The sequence below is a fragment of the Nocardioides litoris genome (assembly GCF_006346315.1).
Lineage (GTDB): Bacteria > Actinomycetota > Actinomycetes > Propionibacteriales > Nocardioidaceae > Nocardioides > Nocardioides litoris.
Genome location: NZ_VDMR01000003.1, coordinates 275,057 through 294,072, shown reverse-complemented (window position 1 = coordinate 294,072; position 19,016 = coordinate 275,057). Strand labels below are relative to the sequence as shown.

General features: G+C 76.3%; 20 protein-coding genes. 13 read left to right on the top strand and 7 right to left on the bottom strand.

Features of this window, described 5'->3' with window-relative positions; genetic code table 11:
- Positions 1-135 precede the first annotated feature (135 nt).
- Positions 136-2,094, bottom strand: a complete 1,959-nt coding sequence (gene pknB, locus FJQ57_RS13550) for a Stk1 family PASTA domain-containing Ser/Thr kinase (protein ID WP_139981115.1) — start codon at positions 2,092-2,094, stop codon at positions 136-138.
- 126 nt (positions 2,095-2,220) lie between these two features.
- Here pknB and FJQ57_RS13545 point away from each other — a divergent pair, with 126 nt between their 5' ends.
- The 3 genes from FJQ57_RS13545 to FJQ57_RS13535 are packed head-to-tail and all read left to right on the top strand — an operon-like array spanning position 2,221 to position 3,507.
- On the top strand, positions 2,221-2,607 hold the full coding sequence (locus FJQ57_RS13545) for a helix-turn-helix domain-containing protein (RefSeq protein ID WP_170219433.1): 387 nt from the start codon (positions 2,221-2,223) through the stop codon (positions 2,605-2,607).
- A 10-nt stretch (positions 2,608-2,617) separates the two neighbouring features.
- Positions 2,618-3,115: a guanyl-specific ribonuclease gene (locus FJQ57_RS13540; RefSeq protein ID WP_246081801.1), complete on the top strand. Its 498-nt coding sequence runs from the start codon at positions 2,618-2,620 to the stop codon at positions 3,113-3,115.
- Positions 3,112-3,507, top strand: coding sequence for a barstar family protein (locus FJQ57_RS13535; protein ID WP_170219432.1), 396 nt, complete (start codon positions 3,112-3,114; stop codon positions 3,505-3,507). The genes FJQ57_RS13540 and FJQ57_RS13535 overlap by 4 nt, the downstream gene beginning before the upstream one ends.
- 19 nt (positions 3,508-3,526) lie before the next feature.
- Here FJQ57_RS13535 and FJQ57_RS13530 read toward each other — a convergent pair whose 3' ends face one another.
- Positions 3,527-4,624 (bottom strand): polyprenyl synthetase family protein, encoded by a 1,098-nt coding sequence (locus tag FJQ57_RS13530; RefSeq protein WP_139981111.1) that lies wholly within the window; start codon positions 4,622-4,624, stop codon positions 3,527-3,529.
- A gap of 30 nt (positions 4,625-4,654) precedes the next feature.
- On the opposite strand from FJQ57_RS13530, the gene metF reads away from it, so the two are divergent.
- Positions 4,655-5,542 (top strand): methylenetetrahydrofolate reductase [NAD(P)H], encoded by an 888-nt coding sequence (gene metF, locus FJQ57_RS13525; protein ID WP_139981109.1) that lies wholly within the window; start codon positions 4,655-4,657, stop codon positions 5,540-5,542.
- 40 nt (positions 5,543-5,582) lie between these two features.
- On the top strand, positions 5,583-6,200 hold the full coding sequence (locus FJQ57_RS13520; protein ID WP_139981107.1) for an SIMPL domain-containing protein: 618 nt from the start codon (positions 5,583-5,585) through the stop codon (positions 6,198-6,200).
- On the opposite strand, the gene FJQ57_RS13515 is transcribed toward FJQ57_RS13520, so the two are convergent.
- Positions 6,197-7,537 carry a phytoene desaturase family protein gene (locus FJQ57_RS13515; RefSeq protein WP_139981105.1) on the bottom strand — a complete coding sequence of 447 codons (1,341 nt, stop codon included), beginning with the start codon at positions 7,535-7,537 and terminating at the stop codon, positions 6,197-6,199. The two genes, FJQ57_RS13520 and FJQ57_RS13515, sit on opposite strands and share 4 nt — an antisense overlap.
- A gap of 44 nt (positions 7,538-7,581) precedes the next feature.
- Between FJQ57_RS13515 and FJQ57_RS13510 the strand changes: the two genes are divergently transcribed.
- Positions 7,582-8,061, top strand: coding sequence for a P-loop nucleotide/nucleoside kinase family protein (locus FJQ57_RS13510; protein WP_139981104.1), 480 nt, complete (start codon positions 7,582-7,584; stop codon positions 8,059-8,061).
- Positions 8,062-8,235: 174 nt separating this feature from the next.
- Here FJQ57_RS13510 and FJQ57_RS13505 read toward each other — a convergent pair whose 3' ends face one another.
- On the bottom strand, positions 8,236-8,727 hold the full coding sequence (locus FJQ57_RS13505; RefSeq protein WP_139981103.1) for a YbaK/EbsC family protein: 492 nt from the start codon (positions 8,725-8,727) through the stop codon (positions 8,236-8,238).
- 67 nt (positions 8,728-8,794) lie between these two features.
- Here FJQ57_RS13505 and FJQ57_RS13500 point away from each other — a divergent pair, with 67 nt between their 5' ends.
- The 7 genes from FJQ57_RS13500 (at position 8,795) to FJQ57_RS13470 (ending at position 13,697) form a co-directional block, all read left to right on the top strand.
- Positions 8,795-9,280, top strand: a complete 486-nt coding sequence (locus FJQ57_RS13500) for a hypothetical protein (RefSeq protein ID WP_139981101.1) — start codon at positions 8,795-8,797, stop codon at positions 9,278-9,280.
- Positions 9,281-9,391: 111 nt separating this feature from the next.
- Complete coding sequence (locus tag FJQ57_RS13495; protein ID WP_139981099.1) at positions 9,392-9,712, top strand: DUF6504 family protein; 321 nt, start codon at positions 9,392-9,394, stop codon at positions 9,710-9,712.
- A 2-nt stretch (positions 9,713-9,714) separates the two neighbouring features.
- On the top strand, positions 9,715-10,131 hold the full coding sequence (locus FJQ57_RS13490) for an SAV_6107 family HEPN domain-containing protein (protein ID WP_139981352.1): 417 nt from the start codon (positions 9,715-9,717) through the stop codon (positions 10,129-10,131).
- A 73-nt stretch (positions 10,132-10,204) separates the two neighbouring features.
- On the top strand, positions 10,205-11,008 hold the full coding sequence (locus FJQ57_RS13485; RefSeq protein WP_139981097.1) for an endonuclease I family protein: 804 nt from the start codon (positions 10,205-10,207) through the stop codon (positions 11,006-11,008).
- Between the two features lie 153 nt (positions 11,009-11,161).
- Positions 11,162-11,884: a methyltransferase domain-containing protein gene (locus FJQ57_RS13480; RefSeq protein ID WP_139981095.1), complete on the top strand. Its 723-nt coding sequence runs from the start codon at positions 11,162-11,164 to the stop codon at positions 11,882-11,884.
- Between the two features lie 33 nt (positions 11,885-11,917).
- Positions 11,918-13,150 (top strand): DNA polymerase IV, encoded by a 1,233-nt coding sequence (gene dinB, locus FJQ57_RS13475; RefSeq protein WP_246081800.1) that lies wholly within the window; start codon positions 11,918-11,920, stop codon positions 13,148-13,150.
- A 106-nt stretch (positions 13,151-13,256) separates the two neighbouring features.
- Entirely contained in the window at positions 13,257-13,697 is a 441-nt protein-coding gene (locus FJQ57_RS13470; RefSeq protein WP_139981093.1) for a DUF3040 domain-containing protein, read from the top strand.
- Positions 13,698-13,959: 262 nt separating this feature from the next.
- On the opposite strand, the gene FJQ57_RS13465 is transcribed toward FJQ57_RS13470, so the two are convergent.
- From FJQ57_RS13465 to FJQ57_RS13455, 3 genes are read right to left on the bottom strand one after another with little or no spacing between them, the layout of a single operon-like run.
- A complete protein-coding gene (locus FJQ57_RS13465; RefSeq protein ID WP_139981091.1) occupies positions 13,960-16,392 on the bottom strand; it encodes a transglutaminase TgpA family protein in 2,433 nt (810 codons plus the stop codon).
- The gene (locus FJQ57_RS13460) at positions 16,389-17,684 is read right to left on the bottom strand and encodes a DUF58 domain-containing protein (protein WP_139981089.1); all 1,296 of its coding nucleotides are present in this window, start codon (positions 17,682-17,684) and stop codon (positions 16,389-16,391) included. The genes FJQ57_RS13465 and FJQ57_RS13460 overlap by 4 nt, the downstream gene beginning before the upstream one ends.
- Positions 17,677-18,690 (bottom strand): AAA family ATPase, encoded by a 1,014-nt coding sequence (locus FJQ57_RS13455; protein ID WP_139981087.1) that lies wholly within the window; start codon positions 18,688-18,690, stop codon positions 17,677-17,679. Before FJQ57_RS13455 ends, FJQ57_RS13460 begins: the two co-directional genes overlap by 8 nt.
- Positions 18,691-19,016: the final 326 nt, after the last annotated feature.

Sequence of the window (19,016 nt, the reverse complement as noted above, 5' to 3'; positions counted from 1 at the left end):
GGACCGGGCCCGGCGTCGGGGTGCAGCCTCGACGGCGACCACCGCGGTCAGCACCAGCGGGCCGCCCGCGAGCAGCCGCCCTGGCCAGCAGGGCCGAGGTGGCGAGGGTCGTGGTCCAGCGGTCGTCCGCCGACGTCAGACGACGAAGAGCGTGATGGTGCTGCCCCGGGGGGCGCTCTGGCCCCACTCCGGGTCGGTGCGGACGACGTAGCCCAGGCCGAAGCCGCCGGGGGAGTCCTCGCGGCGGGTCTCGAACCCGGCCTCGCGCATCGCGTCCTCGGCCGCCTCGACGCCGAAGAGGTAGACCTTCGGCACCTCGACGAGCTGGGGGCCGCGGCTGACGGTGAAGCGGACCGTGTCGCCCTCGTACCGCGTGCCGCCGGCCGGCACCTGCGAGATCACCTGGCCCTCGGGCACCTGGTCGTCGAACACCCGGTCGGCGACGACCCGCAGCCCGCGGTCCTCCAGCGTCTGCTGGGCCTCCTCGTAGGAGCGCGCGACCCACGACCCCACCTCGATCGGCTTGCGTCCCTGGGAGACCTTGAGGACCACGACGGTGCCGGGGTCGACCTCGACGTCGGGTCGGGGGGTGCTGCCGACGACGGTGCCGGCGGGGTAGCGGTCGCTGTAGACCTCCACCCGCTCGCCGACCTGCAGCTGCCGCTCGAGGAGGAGGTCCTGCGCGGCGTCCTCCTCGAGCCCGCGGGTCGTCGGCACCAGCAGCTCGCCCAGGGACAGGGTCAGGGTGACGGTGTCGCCGGCCTGCACCCGGGCGCCGCCACGGGGGCTGGCCTCGACGACCTCGCCCGCGGGCGCGTCGCCGTCGTAGACGGGGTCGGCGAAGGCGACCTCGAGGTCGGCGGCCTCGAGGGCCGCCACCGCGGCGTCGCGGTCGTCGCCCACGACCGTCGGGGCGGGGGAGTAGCGGGCCCATCCCCACCAGAACGCGCCACCACCCACGCCGAGCGCCAGCACCAGGGCCAGCACGAGGAGCAGCCGGCCGCGGCGCCGTCGTCGTGGCGGGACGACCGGGGCGTGGACGGGTCCGGGCGGCCCGTCGGCAGGTCGCGGCGGCTCCACCGGCGGCGGGGGCACCCCGGCCGGCAGCACGGTGATCCGCTCGGTCGCGGGCGGGGCGTCCCACGCCGCCTCGAGGTCGGGCAGCTCGCCGGTCGGGGTGGCGCCGTGGGGGAGCAGGTCGAGGGTCAGCTCGGGGTCGTCGGCCACGCCCTCGGCCAGCGCCTGCGCGACCTGGTGCAGCTGGCGGAGCAGCACGCCGGCGTCGGCGGGCCGCCGGGTCCGGTCGCGGGCCGCGGCCCGGGCGACCAGCGCGTCGACGTACGGCGGGAGGCCGGGGGCCAGGCGCGAGGGCGGCGGCACGTCGTGGTGGACGTGCTTGTAGGCCACCGCGATGGGCGACTCGCCCTGGTGCGGCTTGACCCCGGTGAGCATCTCGTGGAGCAGCACGCCCACGGCGTACACGTCGGCGCGGGCGTCGGAGCGGCCGTCGACGACGAGCTCGGGCGCGAGGTAGGACACGGTGCCGATGAGCACGCCCTGGGTGGCGGTGTGGCGGGTGTCGGCGGTGACGGCGCGGGCCAGCCCGAAGTCGGCGACCTTGACGGTGCCGTCGTCGGCGATGAGGACGTTCTCGGGCTTGACGTCGCGGTGCACCAGGCCCGCGCGGTGGGCCGCGGCCAGGGCGGAGACGACCGGCTCGAGCAGGGCCAGGGCACGGGCGGGCCGCATGGGCGCCTCGCGGTCGATGGCCTCGCGCAGCGTGTGGCCGCGCACCAGCTCCATCACCAGGAAGACCGTGCCGTCGTCCTCGCCCTGGTCGTGGACGGCCACGACGTGCGGGTGGGACAGCCGGGCGGCGGCGCGCGCCTCGCGCACGAACCGCTCGGCGAAGTCGTGGTCGCCCGCGGCGCCCGTCAGCGAGGCGTGCATGATCTTGACGGCCACGCGTCGGTCGAGCCGCTCGTCGACGGCCTCGTGGACGCTGGCCATGCCGCCGCGGGCGACGAGGGGACCGATGCGGTAGCGGCGGTCGAGCAGGCGTCCGAGCAGCGCCTCGCTCGCGTGTGCCTGCACCGTCGACCCTCCTGCCGCCCGGCCGGGGAAGGAGGCCGGAGCCGCTCCATCGTACGGGCGCCGGCGCCCCGGCCGGCCCTGCGCGCCCGGCGTGGCGCCGTCACCGGCACCTGGGATGATGGCCCGATGAGCACCGACCCCAGCTCCGCGACGTCCCTGGCCGAGGTCGACCTCGCCGCGCTGGTGCCCTCCTGGCTCGACCAGGACGAGGCCGCCGCGCTGCTCGGGGTGACCCCCGCCAAGGTGCGCACGATGGTCCGCGACCACCAGCTCGCCGCCGCCGTCCCGGTCCCCGGGCAGGGCCCGAAGGTGCCCGCCGAGCTCGTCCAGGACGGCCTGCCGGTCAAGGGGCTGCCCGGCCTGCTGACCGTGCTGCACGACAACGGGTACGACGACCGCGAGTGCATCGCCTGGCTGTTCCTCGACCAGGACTTCCCGGGTCGGGCCGTCGACGCGCTGCGCGAGAACCGCGGCACCGAGGTCAAGCGGCGCGCGCAGGCGCTGGGCTTCTAGGGCCGCCGCCGTGGTCATCCACCGGGTCCCGCCGCCCAAGGACGGCTCGCGCCCGCGCACCTCGAGCGCGGTCGCGATGCTGGTCGTCGTGGCGGTGGCCGTCGCCATCTGGTGGGTCAACGGCGGCGACCCGGGCACCTCCACGAGCGCGGGCCCCGGTGACTACGTCACGGCCCAGGACGGGCCGCCGGAGGCCACGCCGTCCGCGCGCGGCACCGACCCCGACAGCGGCCTGCCGCTCGTCGCCCTGGCCGACCTGCCGCCGGAGGCGGGTGAGACCGTCGACCTCATCGACGCCGGAGGCCCGTTCCCCGAGGACGAGGACGGCTCGACGTTCAACAACTTCGAGGGCCTGCTGCCCGACCGGCAGCGCGGCTACTACGCCGAGTACACCGTGCCGACGCCGGGCTCGCGCGACCGCGGGGCGCGGCGCATCGTCGCGGGCGACGCGGGCGAGCTCTACTGGACCGCCGACCACTACGCCTCCTTCGACCGGATCGAGCGGTGAGCGGGCTCGCCGGACTGCTGGCCGGACGGGTCGCGCCGGGGGCCTGGACCTGGCGCGCGACGTACGACGCCGAGGAGGTGCGCCGCGCCGTGGAGGGCGCGGGGCGGCCCTTCGCCCACCTCGACGGGGTCCGGGTCGAGTCGGTGCCCGAGCTGCACGGCGCGCTGGCCGAGGCGCTGGGCTTCCCGGAGTGGTACGGCCGCAACCTCGATGCGCTGGCCGAGTGCCTGCGCGACGTGCCGGCCGAGACGGTGCTGCTGTGGGACTCCTGGGCGCCGCTGGCCCGGGCCGAGCCGCGGGTCTTCACCCTGGCCGTCGACCTGCTCGGTGAGCGGCTGAGCGTGCTGCTGCGCGGCGAGGGCCCGCCGACGGCGCTGCCCGTGCTCGACTGACCTGTCGGGGGAGCCGAGGTCAGGTCGCGCGCTGGGTGACGTCGAGGGCCAGGCCGCGCAGCACCTCGGTGGCCCCCGGGTCGAGGCCCGCCCCGTCGAGGGCGGCCAGGGCCTGGTCGGCGAGCTCGCTGATGCGGGTCTCGACGCGGTCGCGGGCGCCGCTGCCGTCGATCACCTCGCGCAGCTCGTCGACCCGGGCCGGGTCGAGCGCGGTGCCGAGGGAGCGGTCGAGCAGGTCGGCGCCGGGTCTGCCGGCCAGGGCGTCGAGGGCCAGCGCGACCAGGACGGTCCGCTTGCCCTCGACCAGGTCGTCACCGGCGGGCTTGCCGGTGGTGGCGGGGTCGCCGTAGACCCCGAGCAGGTCGTCGCGCAGCTGGAAGGCCTCGCCCAGCGGCAGCCCGAACCCGCTCAGCCTCGCCAGCCCGGCCTCGTCGGCGCCGGCCAGGGCGGCGCCGACGTGCAGCGGCCGCTCGATGGAGTACTTGGCCGACTTGTAGCGCAGCACCGTCATCGCGGTGTCGACGTCGGCCGCGCCGCGCGCCTGCACCGAGACGTCGAGGAACTGGCCCGCGATCACCTCGGTGCGGCACAGGTCGAGCACCCGCAGCGCCGGACCGACCGACTCCCAGCCGAGCCCGCAGCGCCGCAGCAGCTCGTCGGACCACGCCAGCAGCAGGTCGCCGAGCAGGATGGCCCCCGCGGCGCCGTACTGCTCGGGGTCGCCGCGCCACCGCGCCGCCCGGTGCTCGCCCTCGAGCGCCCGGTGGGCCGCGGGCCGGCCCCGGCGGGTGTCGGAGGCGTCCATGAGGTCGTCGTGGGCCAGCGCGCTGGCGTGCAGCAGCTCCAGCGATCCGCAGGCCCGCAGGAGCGCGGCCCGCTCGGCCTCGTCGGGAGCGGGCCGCAGCGCCCGGTAGCCCCACCAGCAGAACGCCGCCCGGAACTTCTTGCCGCCGGTCACCGACGTGCGCGACTCGGCGACGAGCCGGGCCGCGTCGTCGCCGAGCGGGGCGAGCACCGCCGCCTGCTCGTCGAGGAAGGCCGCCAGCGCTGCGTCGAGGTCGGCGCGGAAGCGGGCGCCCTCGTCCGACTGCGTCCAGGACCCGGCGCCGATGACCATGCGGGAAGGCTAGAGCTCTACGCTTCCGGCATGACCACGGGGCGCGGGCGCAGCATGGCCGAGGTGCTCGGCGAGGGTGGTCGGTCGATCTCGTTCGAGTTCTTCCCGCCCAAGGACGAGGCCGGCACGGCCACGCTGTGGAAGGCCATCCAGGACCTCGAGCCCTACCGCCCGACGTTCGTCTCGGTGACGTACGGCGCCGGCGGGGCCACCCGCGACACCACCGTGGAGATCACCGGGCGCATCGCCCGCGAGACCGCGATGACGCCGGTGGCCCACCTGACCTGCGTCGGCCACACCCGCGCCGAGCTGGAGCGGATCCTCGACACCTACGTCGAGGCCGGCGTCCACCACCTGATGGCGCTGCGCGGCGACCCGCCGGACGGCCCGCGCGCGGAGTGGACGCCGACCGACGGCGGGCTCACCTACGCCCTCGACCTGGTCGAGCTGGCGCGCGAGCGGGGCGACTTCCGCATCGGCGTGGCCGCCTTCCCCGAGGGCCACCCCAACGCCGCCTCCCGCGACGCCGACGCCGACGTGCTCGTCGCCAAGGCCCAGGCCGGCGCGGAGTTCGCGGTGACGCAGATGTTCTTCCGGGCCGAGGACTACTTCGACCTCGTCGCCCGGGTGCGCGACCGGGGCGTCGACATGCCGATCCTCCCGGGCATCATGCCGATCCTCAACGTCGGGGCCCTGCAGCGGCAGGGTGAGCTCATCGGCACCTCGGTGCCCGACGACCTCGTCGAGCGCATCTCCCGCCACGACGACCCCGCCGCCGTCCGCGCCGAGGGCATCGCGGTCTCCGCCGAGCTGTGCGACGAGCTGCTCTCCGGCGGTGCGCCCGGCCTGCACTTCTACACGCTCAACCGGTCGCGGGCCACGCTCGAGATCTTCGAGCGGCTGAGCATCACGGCCTGACCGTCCGGCCCGGACCCACCCCGCCACGTACGGTCGGGGCATGCTCGCCACCCGCACCGTCACCACCACCGGCCGCGGCTCCGTCGCGGTGCCGCGCGACCGCGCGATCCTCCGGCTGACCGCCCGCGGCGCGGCCGCGACGCTCGCGGAGGCGCTCACCCGGTCCGAGACGTCGCGCGCCTCGGTCGTGGAGGTCGCCCGCCGGCACGTCCCCGCCCACGACGTGGCGACCGAGCGGGTGAGCACCTGGCGGCGGCACGACGACGAGGGCGCCCCGGCCGGCTTCGCCGCCGAGCACGCCCTCTCGGTGGCCTGCGCCGACCTCGCGACCGCGAGCGCCGTGCTGCAGGCCGTGGTCGACGAGGTCGGGGACGACGTCGACGTCGAGGGTGTCGAGCTCGCCGCCTCGCCGACCGTCGAGGACCACACGAGCGCCCGCGGGGCGGCCTTCGACGACGCACGGGCCCGGGCCGAGCACCTCGCCGGCCTCGCAGGCGCCACGCTCGGCGGTGTCGTCTCCGTGGTCGAGGGGGGCGGCGTCGGCCCGAGCAGGGGTGGGGGCGGTGAGGTCCTGGCGCTGTCGGCCAAGGCCGTCGACCTCGAGGGGGGCACCAGCCAGGTCGCGGCGGCGGTGACCGTGACCTGGGAGCTCGGCTAGCCCGTCCCGCCGGTCGCGCGGTCGGCCGGGCCGACCGCGGTGGCGACCAGGGCCGCGCCCAGCCCGACGTAGGCCAGACCCGCGCCGGGCGTGGCGTGCGCGCCGGCGGCGTACACGCCGGGGACGGGGGTGGTCGGCCCCAGGCGGCGCCGGACCGTGCCGCGGCCCTGCCACAGCACGCCGTACGGCGACCCGCCCCACGCCTGCACCGTCTCGCGGGGGCTGCGGTCGACCCGGGTGACCACCCGGTCGCGGACGTCGACCTCGGCCCGGGCGAGCACCTTGAGCATGTCCTCGGAGAGCTTGCCGCGGCCGTGCACGGTCCAGGCGGTGTGGCCCTCGGGTGCCTGCCCGCCCGGCCGGACGACGACCATAGGGTCGCCGTGCAGCACCGTCTCGTGGGGCAGGCCGGGGTCGCCCTCGAGGCCGAGGTGCGTGATGACCGGGGGCATCGCGGGCATCGTCAGCTCGACGTGCGGGGCGAGGGTCGGCAGGCGGCGCGGGTCGACGGCGCACACGACGACGTCGGCCGCCACCTCGCCGCTCGCGGTGGTCACGGCCGCGACCCGGCCGCCGCGCACCACCAGGTCGAGCGCCGGGGTGCCGAGCACCACCTCGACGCCGCGGGTTGCGAGCCGTCCGGCCAGCAGGTCGGCGAGCCGGTGCATGCCGCCGGCGAGCGTCCAGGCGCCGAAGAGCTGCTCGAGGTGCGTGAGGACCCCCGCCCAGGCGGGCACGTTGCGCAGGTCGTGACCGTCGGCGACGAACGGGTGCGCCGCCACCGTCGCCGGCCGGTCGTCGCGGAACGCCTTCTTGAGCCGCTTCAGCAGGTGCTCGCGGCTGTCGAGCAGCCGGGACACCTCCCGGGGGAGCGCCTCGCGGGCCCACGGCTCCTCGAAGTAGTGGCGGCGCAGCACGTCCCACACCTCCGCGTACGACGACACGTGGGCGTCCCAGGCCGCTCCGAGCCCCGGCGCCAGGCCGTCGAACGCCTCGACCTGGGCGCTGCGGGACCCCGCCGGCAGGGCGATCGAGGTGCGGTCGGCGAACCGGTGCTCGCGCACCACCTCCAGCGGGACCAGCTCCTCCCCGGTCGGCACGCCGAGCTCGGCCTCCAGGGGCCGTCCGCTCTTGCGGAACAGGTCGCGCACCACGGCAGGCACGTGCAGCATCGTGGGCCCGGCCTCCCAGGTGAACCCGTCGGCCTCGACAGTGCCGAGCGCGCCGCCCACCCGGCCCGACGCCTCGAGCAGCGTGACCTCGTGGCCGAGCTTGGCCAGCCGTGCCGCCGACGCCAGCCCGCCGAACCCGCCGCCGACCACGACCACCTGTGCCATGCGGGCGAGACTAGGCCGTGGCGGAGGTCCCCTACCGTGGGCCCGTGGGCGGAGCCGGGCGCGTGCTGCTGGTGTGCGGGATGCCCGGCGCCGGCAAGACGACGCTGGCCCGGCTGCTCGTGGCCGAGCGTGGCGCGGTGCTGCTCAGCCCCGACGACTGGCTGCTCGCCCTCGACCTCGACCCGCTCGACCCCCGCCTGCGCCGGGCCGTCGAGCGCCGGCTGTGGGACCACGCGGTCGAGCTCGGGAGCCGCGGCCTCACCGTCGTCGCGGACTTCGGGTTCTGGACCCGCCCCGACCGCCGGCGCGCCCGCGACCGGGCCCGCGCCGCCGGCCTGGCCGTCGAGCTGCACGCGCTCGACGTGCCGCTGGCCGAGCGCCAGCGGCGGGTCGCGCTGCGCAACGCCGAGCCGGGGGCGGTGACCGTCACCGCCGCCGCGCTCGCCGGGTGGGAGCGGTGGTGGCAGCCGCCCGACGAGGCCGAGCGGGCGTCGTACGACGCGGCGCCGGGCGGCCCGGGCTAGGGCAAGGTTCTCAAGGCTCTCGATCCCATGGCGCCGGACGACGCCCAGGCGGCACGCTGGCGGCGTTGCCGTCGCTCGGGAGACGACCCGGGTGCCAGCGCTCCGGCGCCTTGCCATCGCACCACCTCGACGCCGCCGGCATCGGCCGAGGATCGAGAGCCACGCCCTGGGCCCTCACTCCACGTCGACCACCGTGGCACCGGTCAGCTCGACCAGCTCGCTCGCGGTCGTCGAGAAGACCGCCGCGGGGTGGCCGGCGGCGGCCCAGACGACGGGGTGGCGCTCGAGCCACGGGTCGAGGTAGGTCGGCACGGGCTCGGGGTGGCCCAGCGGCGAGACGCCGCCGATGACCTGGCCGGTGTGGGTGCGGACGAAGTCGGGGGAGGCGCGCCGCAGGCGCGGGACGCCGATGGTCGCGGCGACCTTGGTCGTGTCGACCCGGTGGGCACCCGAGGTGAGCACCAGGACGGGGGAGCCGTCGGCGTCGAAGAGCAGGCTGTTGGCGATGGCCCCGGGCTCGCAGCCGAGCGCGGCGGCGGCCAGCGCCGCGGTGTGCACCCCGTCCGGCAGAATGACGACCTCCCCGCGACCGCCGCGTCGCTCGTGCTCGGCGCGGAAGCGGCTGATCGAGGGGTGCTCGTCGTGCTCGGGCCCGGTGCTCCTCATGCACCGCACCCTAGGGTCCGGCGGGGACAGCACCGGCCGACCGCCGGACCGGCGAGGAGGAGGACGAGTGGTGGGACGCACGGCGCGACCGGCCGAGGTGACGCGCGTGGTGGTGCTGTCGTGGGTCCTCCTGGGGCTCGCGGCGGCCGCGACCGTGCTGGGCATCGTGCTCGATGACCAGATGGTGCGCCGCTCGGTCGGGTCCGACCCCGACAGCACGCTGTCCCCGCCGTCGTTCACCCCCGTCGTGGTCGTCCTCGACGTCACGGTCACCGCGCTCGTGGCGGTGCTCCTGGCCTTCCTGCGCGGCGGCCACAACTGGGCGCGGCACGGCCTCACGGTGACCTTCGGGCTCACCGCCGTGGCGGCGGTGGGCCTGCTGGTGGCGAGCCCGCTGCCGGTCTTCTCGGCGCTGGCGGTGGCGTGGGTCGTCCTCGTCGTCGTGCTGCTCGTGCTCCTCCAGCGACCCGGCATGGCGGGCCTCGTCGCGCCGGCGGCGTCCGCGGACGACCGGGAGGAGCGCCGGGAGGAGGGTCGCGCGGCCCGACCTTGACGAAGTGTCGGAGGCCCGCGCTACCGTTCTGCTCGGTCGAACACGTGTTCGATCACGGTGGGGGCCCGGTGACGCGGGCCCCACCGGACCGAGCGGTGGCAGGAGGTCCAGGTGCGGCACTACGACGACCCGGTGGAGGTCCGACGGGCGAGCCCGGCGGAGGTGTCCGACCCGGCGGGACGGCAGGGCGACGGTCCGCCCACCGACGCCGGCCCCGAGCAGTTCCTGTGGCGCGGCCGGTTGTGGAAGGTCCGCTGCGTCCTCGACCACTCGCGCGAGTCGATCGAGCGCGAGCGGTGGCGCGTCCGCGCCGGCCGTGGCGGGCTCGAGCGCGACGGCGACTTCGACCTCGCCCTCGACAGGGCCGACGGGTCCTGGCGGCTCGTCGGGGCCGTCGACCGACCCCGCCCGCTCGAGGAGGCCCGGCCGTGACGATGCTGCCCGCCACCACCCACTCCTACCTCGCCCGCGCCGCGGAGTCGCTGGCCGAGGCCACCGCCTCCACCGACGTCCCCACCCGCTACGCCTGCGCCCACGTCTCGGCCCTGCGCAGCGCGGCTGCCCTGCTCGCCGCTCGGGCGCGGCCGGCCCCCACGACCCGGCGCCGGCCGCAGAAGAACGCCTGGGTCCTGCTCGCCGAGGTGGCGCCCGAGATGGGGGAGTGGGCCACGTTCTTCGCGGCCGGCGCGGGCAAGCGCGCCGCGGCCGAGGCCGGATCGACCCGCTCGGTCACCGAGCGCGAGGCCGACGACCTCGTCCGCGACGCCGACCGCTTCCTGGCCGTCGTCGAGCAGGCACTGGGCCTCGTCCCGCACGTCTCGCCGCGAGAGCACCTCGTCCGCGTCTCGTGATGTTCACCGGCCGGTCGCCGACGCAAGGGGTTCCCTGGTGGTCGGCGGGCGGGCGGCCCGCCAGGGTCGAGCCATGAGACTCCGTCCCTCCGGTCGTGCCCGCGCCGCGCTCGGCGCCCTCCTGCTCCTCCCGGCCCTGCTGGTCGGCCCGCACGCGCCCGCCGTGGCGGCCCCCTCGCCGCAGGCGGCCGTCGAGGCCGCCGGGTACTGGGACTCCGCGACCGGCCTCGGCGGCGCGGCCCTGGCGCGCGAGGTGCACCACATCATCGCCACGGGCACGACGCGGCTGAGCTACGACCAGGTCTGGTCCGCCCTCAAGGTGACCGACCGGTCGCCGAGCGACCCGTCGCGGGTCGTGCTGCTCTACCAGGGCACCACCATGCCCGCGAGCAACAACGGCGGCGGCGTCGACCAGTGGAACCGCGAGCACGTCTGGGCGCAGTCCCACGGCAGCTTCGGCACGACCCCCGGGCCCGGCACCGACCTCCACCACTTGCGGCCCACCGACGTCACCGTCAACAGTGCCCGCGGCAACCTCGACTTCGACGAGGGTGGCGCCCAGAACGCCGAGGCGCCCGGCAACTACGCCGACAGCAACTCCTGGGAGCCCCGCGATGCCGACAAGGGCGACGTGGCCCGGATGGTCCTCTACATGGACGTCCGCTGGGACGGTGGCGACGGCTTCCCCGACCTCGAGGTCGACGACGTCGCCGGCGGCACCGGCCCGCGCCACGGCCGACTCTCGGCCCTCCTGCGCTGGCACGCGGAGGACCCCGTCACGGCGGCCGAGCGGGCGCGCAACGACGCCGTCCAGGACCTGCAGGGCAACCGCAACCCGTTCGTCGACCACCCCGAGTGGGTCCAGAGCATCTGGTGAGGTCCGCCGCCTGGCGTGGGCCGAGGCGGTGACCTACGCTGGGACCGCGATCGAACACCTGTTCGGTCGCAGTCCTCGTCGGGACCCACTCGAGCCGGAGGCCGCCGTGCCCGACCCGCACCCCCGCCCGCCCGTCCTACTAGGGTCGGACGCATGTCCGCGAGCGAACGTCGAGCCGCCCCGCGCACCGCGGTCGTGTGGGACGACCTCGACCCCGTGCTCGCGGCCGACCGGGCCCCGCTCGACGTGGTCGACATCGGTGGCGGCACGGGCGGTTCCGCCGTTCGCGCCGCGGCCCTGGGCCACCGGGTCACCGTCGTCGACCCCAGTCCCGACGCGCTCGCCTCGCTCGACCGGCGCGCCCGCGAGGCCGGCGTCGACGTCAGCGGCCGCCAGGGCGACCTGTCCGACCTGCCGACCCTCGTGGGCGAGCACAGCGCCGACGTGGTGCTCTGCCACGGCGTGCTCGAGGTCGTCCCCGACCCCGCCGCGGCGCTCGCGTCCCTGCGCACCGTCCTCCGCCCCGGGGGCCACCTGTCCCTCCTGCTGGCCCAGCGCCATGCCGCCGTCGTCGCCCGCGCGATGGCCGGCCACTTCGCCCAGGCCGCGGCCCTGCTCGACGGCACCGACCAACCCGGGCGCGGTGGCCGCACGGGTCGGCGCTTCGCCGCCGACGAGGCGGCCGTCCTCCTGGCCGGCGCCGGCTTCACGCTGGTCTCCACCCACGGCGTGCGCGTCTTCGCCGACCTCGTCCCGGGCTCGCTGCTCGACCTCGAGCCCGGTGCGACCGCGGCCCTGGTCGATCTCGAGCGCGCCGTGGCCGCCCGCCCGGAGTACCTCCCGCTGGCCACCCAGCTGCACCTGCTCGCCACCTGACCCGCGCCCGGCTCCAGACCCGGCGGTCGGGCGGTGACCACCGACGCGGCAGGCTGCCGCACCCCGGTGCTGCACGTCGACATGGACGCGTTCTACGCCTCCGTGCTGCTCCGCGACCGCCCCGACCTGCAGGACCGGCCGGTGATCGTCGGGGGTGGCCACCGCGGCGTGGTGCTCGCCGCCAACTACCCCGCCCGCGCCTTCGGGGTCCGCTCGGCCATGAGCGGTCCCCAGGCTCGCCGACTGTGCCCGCAGGCGGTCTCCCTCGCGCCCGACTACCCCCTGTTCAGTGCCGTCTCGCGCTCGGTGATGGCCCTGTTCCGGCAGGTGACCCCGCGGGTCGAAGCCGTCTCCCTCGACGAGGCGTTCCTCGACCTCCGCGAGGCGGGCCCGGGGTGGGGGAGCCCGGTCGAGGTGGCCGAGACGCTGCGCGCCGCCGTCCACGACGAGCAGCGCATCACGTGCTCGGTCGGCATCGCGGCGTCGGTGTCGGTCGCCAAGCTGGCCAGCCGCCGTGCGAAGCCCGACGGCGTCACCGTCCTCGCGCCGGAGGACCTGCCCGCCGAGGTGCACCCGCTCGACGTCGGCGTCCTGTACGGCGTCGGCGAGAAGACCCGGGCCCGGCTGCACCGCCTCGGCCTGGTGACCGTCGGCGACGTCGCCCGGCAGTCGGTGCCCGACCTGCAGCGGCTGCTGGGGCGCCACCTCGGGCTGCACCTGCACCACCTCGCCTGGGGCACCGACCGGCGCGAGGTGACGCCGGGCGGGGCGGGCGTGTTCGGAGCCGGTGAGGGCGAGCCCGACCGATCGATGGGAGCCCAGGAGACCTTCGGCCGCGACACCGCCGACCGCGAGGAGGTCCTGCGCGAGCTGCTCCGGCTCACCGCCAAGGTCTGCGCGCGGCTGCGGGCCAAGGGCGTCGTCGGGCGCACCGTCGCGCTCACGGTGCGCTTCACCGACTTCACCACGGTCAACCGCAGCCGGACCCTCGCGGAGGCGACCGACGTGACCCAGGAGGTCTACGCCGCCGCCGCGGCGTTGTACGACGTCCTCCAGGCCCGGCCGCGCCGGGTGCGCCTGGTCGGTGTCCGGATCGAGGGCCTCGTCGACCGCGAGCGGGTCCAGCGCCAGGGCGTCCTGGGCGAGCGCGACCACGGCTGGTCCGAGGCCGACCGGGCCGTCGACCAGGCCGTCGGTCGGTTCGGGGCGGCGGCCGTGCGGCCCGCGTCGCTGCTCGGTCCGGGCGTCGGGCGGCGCGGGGCCTGACCCCTCACCCGAAGGATTTTGTGAACGCGGCTACCGTCCCGTCGAACGCCTGCCTAGACTTGCTCCACTGCCCGCCAACGCGACAGCGTCGACCCCTGGAGGACCGGTGCCACTCTCCGAAGAGGAGCTGCGACTGCTCGAGCAGATGGAGCGCGCCCTCGTCGAAGAGGATCCCAAGTTCGCCTCCACGCTGCGGGGCACGACCGCGCGGGCCTCGGCCCGTCGCAAGGCCATCCTCGCCGGCGTCGTCTTCGCGGTCGGTGTCGCGCTGCTGTTCGTCGGGGTCCTCACCACGTGGTACGTCGGCATCGCCGGCTTCGTGCTCATGCTCGGCGCGGCGACGCTCGGCCTGAGCACGATGCGCACCCGCCAGGCCGCGGGGGCCGACCCCCTGGCCGCCACCGCGCACCCGTCCGGACTGACCTCGATCGACGGCGGTCGTCGTGGCCGTCGCCCGCGTGGCCGTGGTCGCGGCTCCTCCCGCGCTCCCCTGATGGAGCGGCTCGAGGAGCGCTGGCGCCGCCGCCGCGAGTCCGGCGGCTTCTGAGCCCCACCCGGCTCCTTCCTCCGCACAGCCCCACGCCCGGTCGTCCCTCGGACGGCCGGGCGTCGTCGTGCGTCCACCCGTCGTGGCTCCGCGACGGGTCGGCGTGGCCGGTCCGCCGGGGCCGCGAGGACGGGCCCGCACGCACCCGGGCGAGCTCGCGTCGGCCCGACCAGCGCCGGGCCGACGGGCTCTCCGGCGCGGGGGTGACGGGCTGATGGCGTGCCGACCAGTGCGGGGGTGACGTGCCGACCCCGCGCCGGGCTCAGAGCGTGTCGCTCTGGGCGCCGACGAGCTCGGCGTCCTCCACGGGGGACGGCTCGACGACGCGGCGGCGCTGGAAGGCCGAGCGGGGGAGCCAGGCCGCGCGCCGGCGGGTCCGCGGGGTCGAGCCCGCGGCGAGGGCGCGCGCGCAGGCGAGCACGTCGTGGCGCAGCTGCCCGGCCTCGACCTCGTGGTGCCGGGCGTAGCGCGACCGCTCCAGGTGGTCGGCGAGCCGGGTCAGGGCCTCGGTGGCCTCGGGGTCGCGCTCGGGGCCGCGGGCAGGGCGGTCGGCGGTGTCGCCGGGCTGCCCGAACCAGTCCGCGACGAGGTCGCGCGTCTCGCGCGGGGAGCGGCCCTCGGGCCACCACAGCCGCAGGTCGACCGCCGTGGCCCGCAGCTCGTCCCAGGCCGACTCGGGTCCGCCGGCCAGTCGGCGCTCGCGCTGGCGGGCACGCAGCGTGCGGGGCGCCAGGGCCAGCAGCACGACCAGGCCGACGACCACCAGCACGAGGAGGACGGTGAGCCAGGGGAACGACGACCCGCCGGCGGCAGCCGGGTCGTCCTGCTCGCCGTCCTCGGGCGCCGCCGTCGGCGCGGTCTGGTCGGGGCGGGGCGCCTGCGTCTCGGGGACCGTCGGCGCGCTGGTCGAGGGCGCGGCACTGGGCTCCTCGCCGCGCACCCGGGCGTCCTGGTAGCCCGGCCGCGGGTCGGAGCGCACGCCGTCGGGCGGCGTGGGGTCGAAGAGCACCCACCCGGCGCCGGGGAAGAACAGCTCGGTCCAGGCGTGCAGGTCGTGGGCGCGGTAGACGTACTCGTCACCGTCGCGCTCCGACGGCGCGAGGAAGCCGACGGCCACGCGCGCCGGGATGCCGAGCGTGCGGGCCATCACCGCCATCGCGGCGGAGTACTGCTCGCAGTAGCCGATCCGGCCGGTCTGCGGGTCGAGGAAGTCGACGAGCTGGTCGGACCCGCTGGCGTCGCTCGGCTCGTCGGGCAGCTGGTAGCGGAAGCCGCCGGTGGACCGGAAGAACTGGTTGAGCAGGACGGCACGCTCGAAGTCGGTGGTGCCCGCGGTGGTCTCGCTGCGGGCCAGCTGCTCGATGCTGACCGGCAGGTCGGCCGGCAGCTCGGTCATCTCGGGGTCGTCGACGACGGCGGGCGAGGTGTCGAGCCGCAGCAGCCGCTCCTGGCGGTACGACGGCAGCGCAGCGACCATCTGGTAGTCCAGCCCTGCGGTCGACAGGTCGTCGTCGCTGGCCAGGAAGTCCATCGTGCGGTCGTCGTAGCGCCAGTCGCCGGCGGCGTCGACCGACTGCACCGGCGCCTGGGTCGGCAGCCAGCGGGAGGAGAAGTCGTCGGAGACCTCGACGTCGTACTGGGCGTCGGTGAACTCCACGACCGAGGGGTCGGCGCCGAAGACGGGCGGCACCACGCCGTCGGCGAGGTTGCCTGTGGGCACGCTGCGGTCGCCGGCCGACCACTGCTCGTCGGTGTAGCGGTTGAGCACCGAGATGCGCAGGTGGTCCGGGTCGGGGTCGTCGGTGCGCACCCGCACCAGCTCGATGTTGTCGCCGCGCACGAGGTCCTGGCGCAGGTCGACCATCGGGTTGGTGACCTCGATGTCGCCGTCACCCCCGTCGCCGGCGCCGACGTCGAAGACCGAGAAGCTGAAGGTCGGCACGACCAGCGGCACCGCGATCGCCGCCGCCGTCGCGATCGAGCCGACCGCGATCGCGTTGGCCCGCACCGCGTCGCTGAGCCGGCGCACCGGGGCGGTGCTGCCGTCGAGCGAGCGCCCCCAGCGCGAGAGGTGCTCCTCCTCCTGCAGGAACAGCAGCACCAGGAAGCCCGCGGCCGTGGCGGCGAAGACGAACCACGACAGGCCGCGGTCGAGCAGGCTGATCGGCACGCTGTAGACGGTGAGCAGGGGCAGCCCGGCCAGCGGGACGCGTCGCAGGCCCCCCGCGCACAGGTCGACGGCGAGGATCGCGACGAACCCGCCCAGGACGAGCAGCGGCTGGACCGAGGTGTCGGCGTCGAAGGGGACCGGGGCGGCGAAGGTGCTGGCGGCGTCGTTGGCCGCGCCCAGGGCGGCCCCGAGCTCGGCGTCGGGCAGCGGCCGTCCGGCGGCGGCCAGGCAGGTGGCGACGCCGCCGACGACGAGCTGCAGCACGAGGACGGCGTACGCCGGCAACCGCCGCCACCGGCCGAGGGCGCCCACGCCGGCGACGACCAGCGCCACCAGCGCGAGGTGCACCGAGACCCGGCTCGGCACCTCGGTGAAGCCGCGCCAAGACAGCAGCGCGGCCCACGCCGTGAAGGCGGCCAGCAGCGAGAACCGCAGGTGGGCGCCGAGGCCGGGCCCGTCCTGCCGGTCGGAGGGGAGCACGATGTCGGCGGAGCCGGGCGCGGCGGGGGCGACGGGCGCGCTCATCGGACCACCGTCCGGGAGCGGTCCGCCTCGTGGGCCGGGGCGACGCCGCTGCGGGCACCCGCGCGGCCCAGCTCCTGCCACACGGCCGCGAGCCGGTCGCGCGGACCGAGCGTGGCCGCGCGCCAGCCTGACCGGGCCAGGTAGGACGCGCTCCCGCCGGTGCCGTCGGGACGGCCGGCCCAGGCCTCGACGTCGAGGGCCACCGCCAGGGCGGCGGAGGTGTGGTGGACGACCCGGCGCAGCGCGGGCGCATCGCCCTGGTCGAGCGAGCCGAGGACGGCGACGACCAGGCCGCCCGCCGCCTGCTCGCCCATCCAGGAGGTGTCGAGCCGGCTGCGCTGCTCGTGCTGCACGACCGCGAGCTGCTCCAGCAGGGCCCGGGCGCTGAGCTCGGCGTCGCCGCGCTGGTGCCACCGCCCGCTCGGCGCGTCGCCCTCGCCGCCGGCGGTGACGAGCCGGACCGCGAACCCGCGGCGGCCCAGGTGCACCGCGACCGACGCGGCCACCGACACCGCGGTCTCGAGGGAGGAGGCCACACCCTGCCCCCGGTGGGAGGTGAGGCGGTTGTCGAGCAGGATCGTCGCGCGGGCCTGCCAGGGCTGCTCCTCGCGGCGCACCATGAGCTCGCCGCTGCGCGCCGAGCTCGGCCAGTGCACCCGGCGCAGGTCGTCGCCCTGCCGGTACTCGCGGACGGTGACGTCCTCGGCGGACCCGACGGCGAAGGCGCGGGGCCGGTTGTCGCCCGAGCCGGTCCAGCCGCCGGAGACCGGGATCGAGGGCAGGTCGACGGTGCGGGGGGTGACGACCAGCGGGACCGTCATGCGGAAGGCGCGCCCGAGCTCGACGAGGCCGAACGGGTCACCCACGCGCACCGTCATCGGGCCGATCTCGAACCGGCCGCGGACGTCGCTGCGCACCTGGTAGCCGACGGTGCGCCGCCACCCGTGCCCGATGCCGTCGAGCACGAACCGCGGCCGGGTGCCGAGCACGTAGGGCACGTGGTCCTCCAGGAGCAGCACGCCGCTGGGGGTGCGCCCCTCGTTGGTCAGGGCGAGCTCGACCCGGGCGGGCTGGCCGGCGGCGACCAGCTGGGGGGTCACGGTGCGCACCAGCGCCAGCTTGTAGCGCGACCGGCCGATGACGAGCGCGGTCAGCAGGGGCAGGAGCGCGACGAGGACGCCCACCCGGGTCAGGGCGGGCTGGCCGAGCAGCACCGCACACACGATCGCGGTGATGCCGGCGGCCAGGAACGCCCGTCCGCGGACGGTCAGGCCGGCGAGGGCCTCACGCACGGCGCCGGCCGACGGGGGCGCCCGCCCCGCCCGGGGCCTGCGGCGCCGGCACGGGTACGCCGGCGAGGACCGACTCGAGCACGGCGGTGGTGCTCCGTCCGCTCATCGTCGCCTCGACGCTCGGCACGAGGCGGTGCGCGAGCACGGGGCCGGCCAGCAGCTGGACGTCGTCGGGGACGACGTAGTCGCGGCCCTGGATGGCGGCGTGCGCCTTGGCCGCGCGCACGAGGTGCAGGGTCGCGCGCGGGGAGGCGCCGAGCACGAGGTCGTCGGAGCGGCGGGTGGCACCGACCAGCGCGACGACGTACTGCTGGATGGCGGGGGAGACGTAGACCTGGCCGACGATGCCCGAGAGCTTGCGGACCTCGCCGGCGTCGGTGACGGGCTCGAGGTCGTCGAGCGGGCGGCGGTCGGTGTGGGTGTCGAGCATGGCGATCTCGGCCGCCTCGACGGGGTAGCCGACCGAGACGCGCGCCATGAAGCGGTCGCGCTGGGCCTCGGGGAGGGCGTAGGTGCCCTCCATCTCGATGGGGTTCTGGGTCGCGATCACCATGAAGGGCGTCTCGAGCTGGTAGGTCGTGTTGTCGACGGTGACCTGCCGCTCCTCCATGCACTCCAGCAGCGCCGACTGCGTCTTGGGCGAGGCGCGGTTGATCTCGTCGCCGACCACGATGTTGGCGAAGACGCCACCGGGCCGGAACTCGAACTCGCGGGTGTTCTGGTTGAAGACCGAGACGCCGGTGACGTCGGAGGGCAGCAGGTCGGGTGTGAACTGGATGCGCCGCACCGAGCAGTCGATGCTGCGCGCCATCGCCTTGCTGAGCATGGTCTTGCCGACCCCGGGGACGTCCTCGATGAGCAGGTGGCCCTCGGCGAGCAGCACGACGAGCGCAGCGTGGACCACGTCGGGCTTGCCCTCGATGACGCGCTCGATGTTGGCGCGGACGGCCCCGACCACCCGGGCCACGGTCTCGAGGTCGGCTGCTCCGGCGCTCGGTGTCTCCACGTCTCGAGGTCCTTCCTGACCCAGTGCCCACGGCGCGGTCGGCCCGCCCGTGCTGGTGCCCACCGTAGGGCGTGGCGGCAACTCCGGCCGCGCCGAGCGCGCCCCGCCCCGGCCCCCGGGGCGCCCGCCGAGGCCCCCTCGGTGGGGGATCGGGGCGCGCCGGGGTGCGCGGGGGAGGGAATGGGAGCGTCGGTGGTTGACGGTGGGGGAAAGTGGCGTAATGTGGGGGAAAGTGGAGCAGGCGAGCAGTCAGGTGGTGCGTGATGGCGGCGAGAGCAGCTGTCCCGGCTGACCCGGCGGTCCCGGTGGCGGAGACAGGAGGTGCC

Excerpts from the sequence above, each read along its gene's own strand:
- FJQ57_RS13545 (WP_170219433.1), top strand. The coding sequence starts at position 2,221 with ATGAGCACCGACCCCAGCTCCGCGACGTCCCTGGCCGAGGTCGACCTC.
- FJQ57_RS13530 (WP_139981111.1), bottom strand. The coding sequence starts at position 4,624 with ATGGTCATCGGCGCCGGGTCCTGGACGCAGTCGGACGAGGGCGCCCGC.
- metF (WP_139981109.1), top strand. The coding sequence starts at position 4,655 with ATGACCACGGGGCGCGGGCGCAGCATGGCCGAGGTGCTCGGCGAGGGT.
- FJQ57_RS13520 (WP_139981107.1), top strand. The coding sequence starts at position 5,583 with ATGCTCGCCACCCGCACCGTCACCACCACCGGCCGCGGCTCCGTCGCG.
- FJQ57_RS13515 (WP_139981105.1), bottom strand. The coding sequence starts at position 7,537 with ATGGCACAGGTGGTCGTGGTCGGCGGCGGGTTCGGCGGGCTGGCGTCG.
- FJQ57_RS13505 (WP_139981103.1), bottom strand. The coding sequence starts at position 8,727 with ATGAGGAGCACCGGGCCCGAGCACGACGAGCACCCCTCGATCAGCCGC.
- FJQ57_RS13490 (WP_139981352.1), top strand. The coding sequence starts at position 9,715 with ATGCTGCCCGCCACCACCCACTCCTACCTCGCCCGCGCCGCGGAGTCG.
- FJQ57_RS13485 (WP_139981097.1), top strand. The coding sequence starts at position 10,205 with ATGAGACTCCGTCCCTCCGGTCGTGCCCGCGCCGCGCTCGGCGCCCTC.
- FJQ57_RS13480 (WP_139981095.1), top strand. The coding sequence starts at position 11,162 with ATGTCCGCGAGCGAACGTCGAGCCGCCCCGCGCACCGCGGTCGTGTGG.
- FJQ57_RS13465 (WP_139981091.1), bottom strand. The coding sequence starts at position 16,392 with ATGAGCGCGCCCGTCGCCCCCGCCGCGCCCGGCTCCGCCGACATCGTG.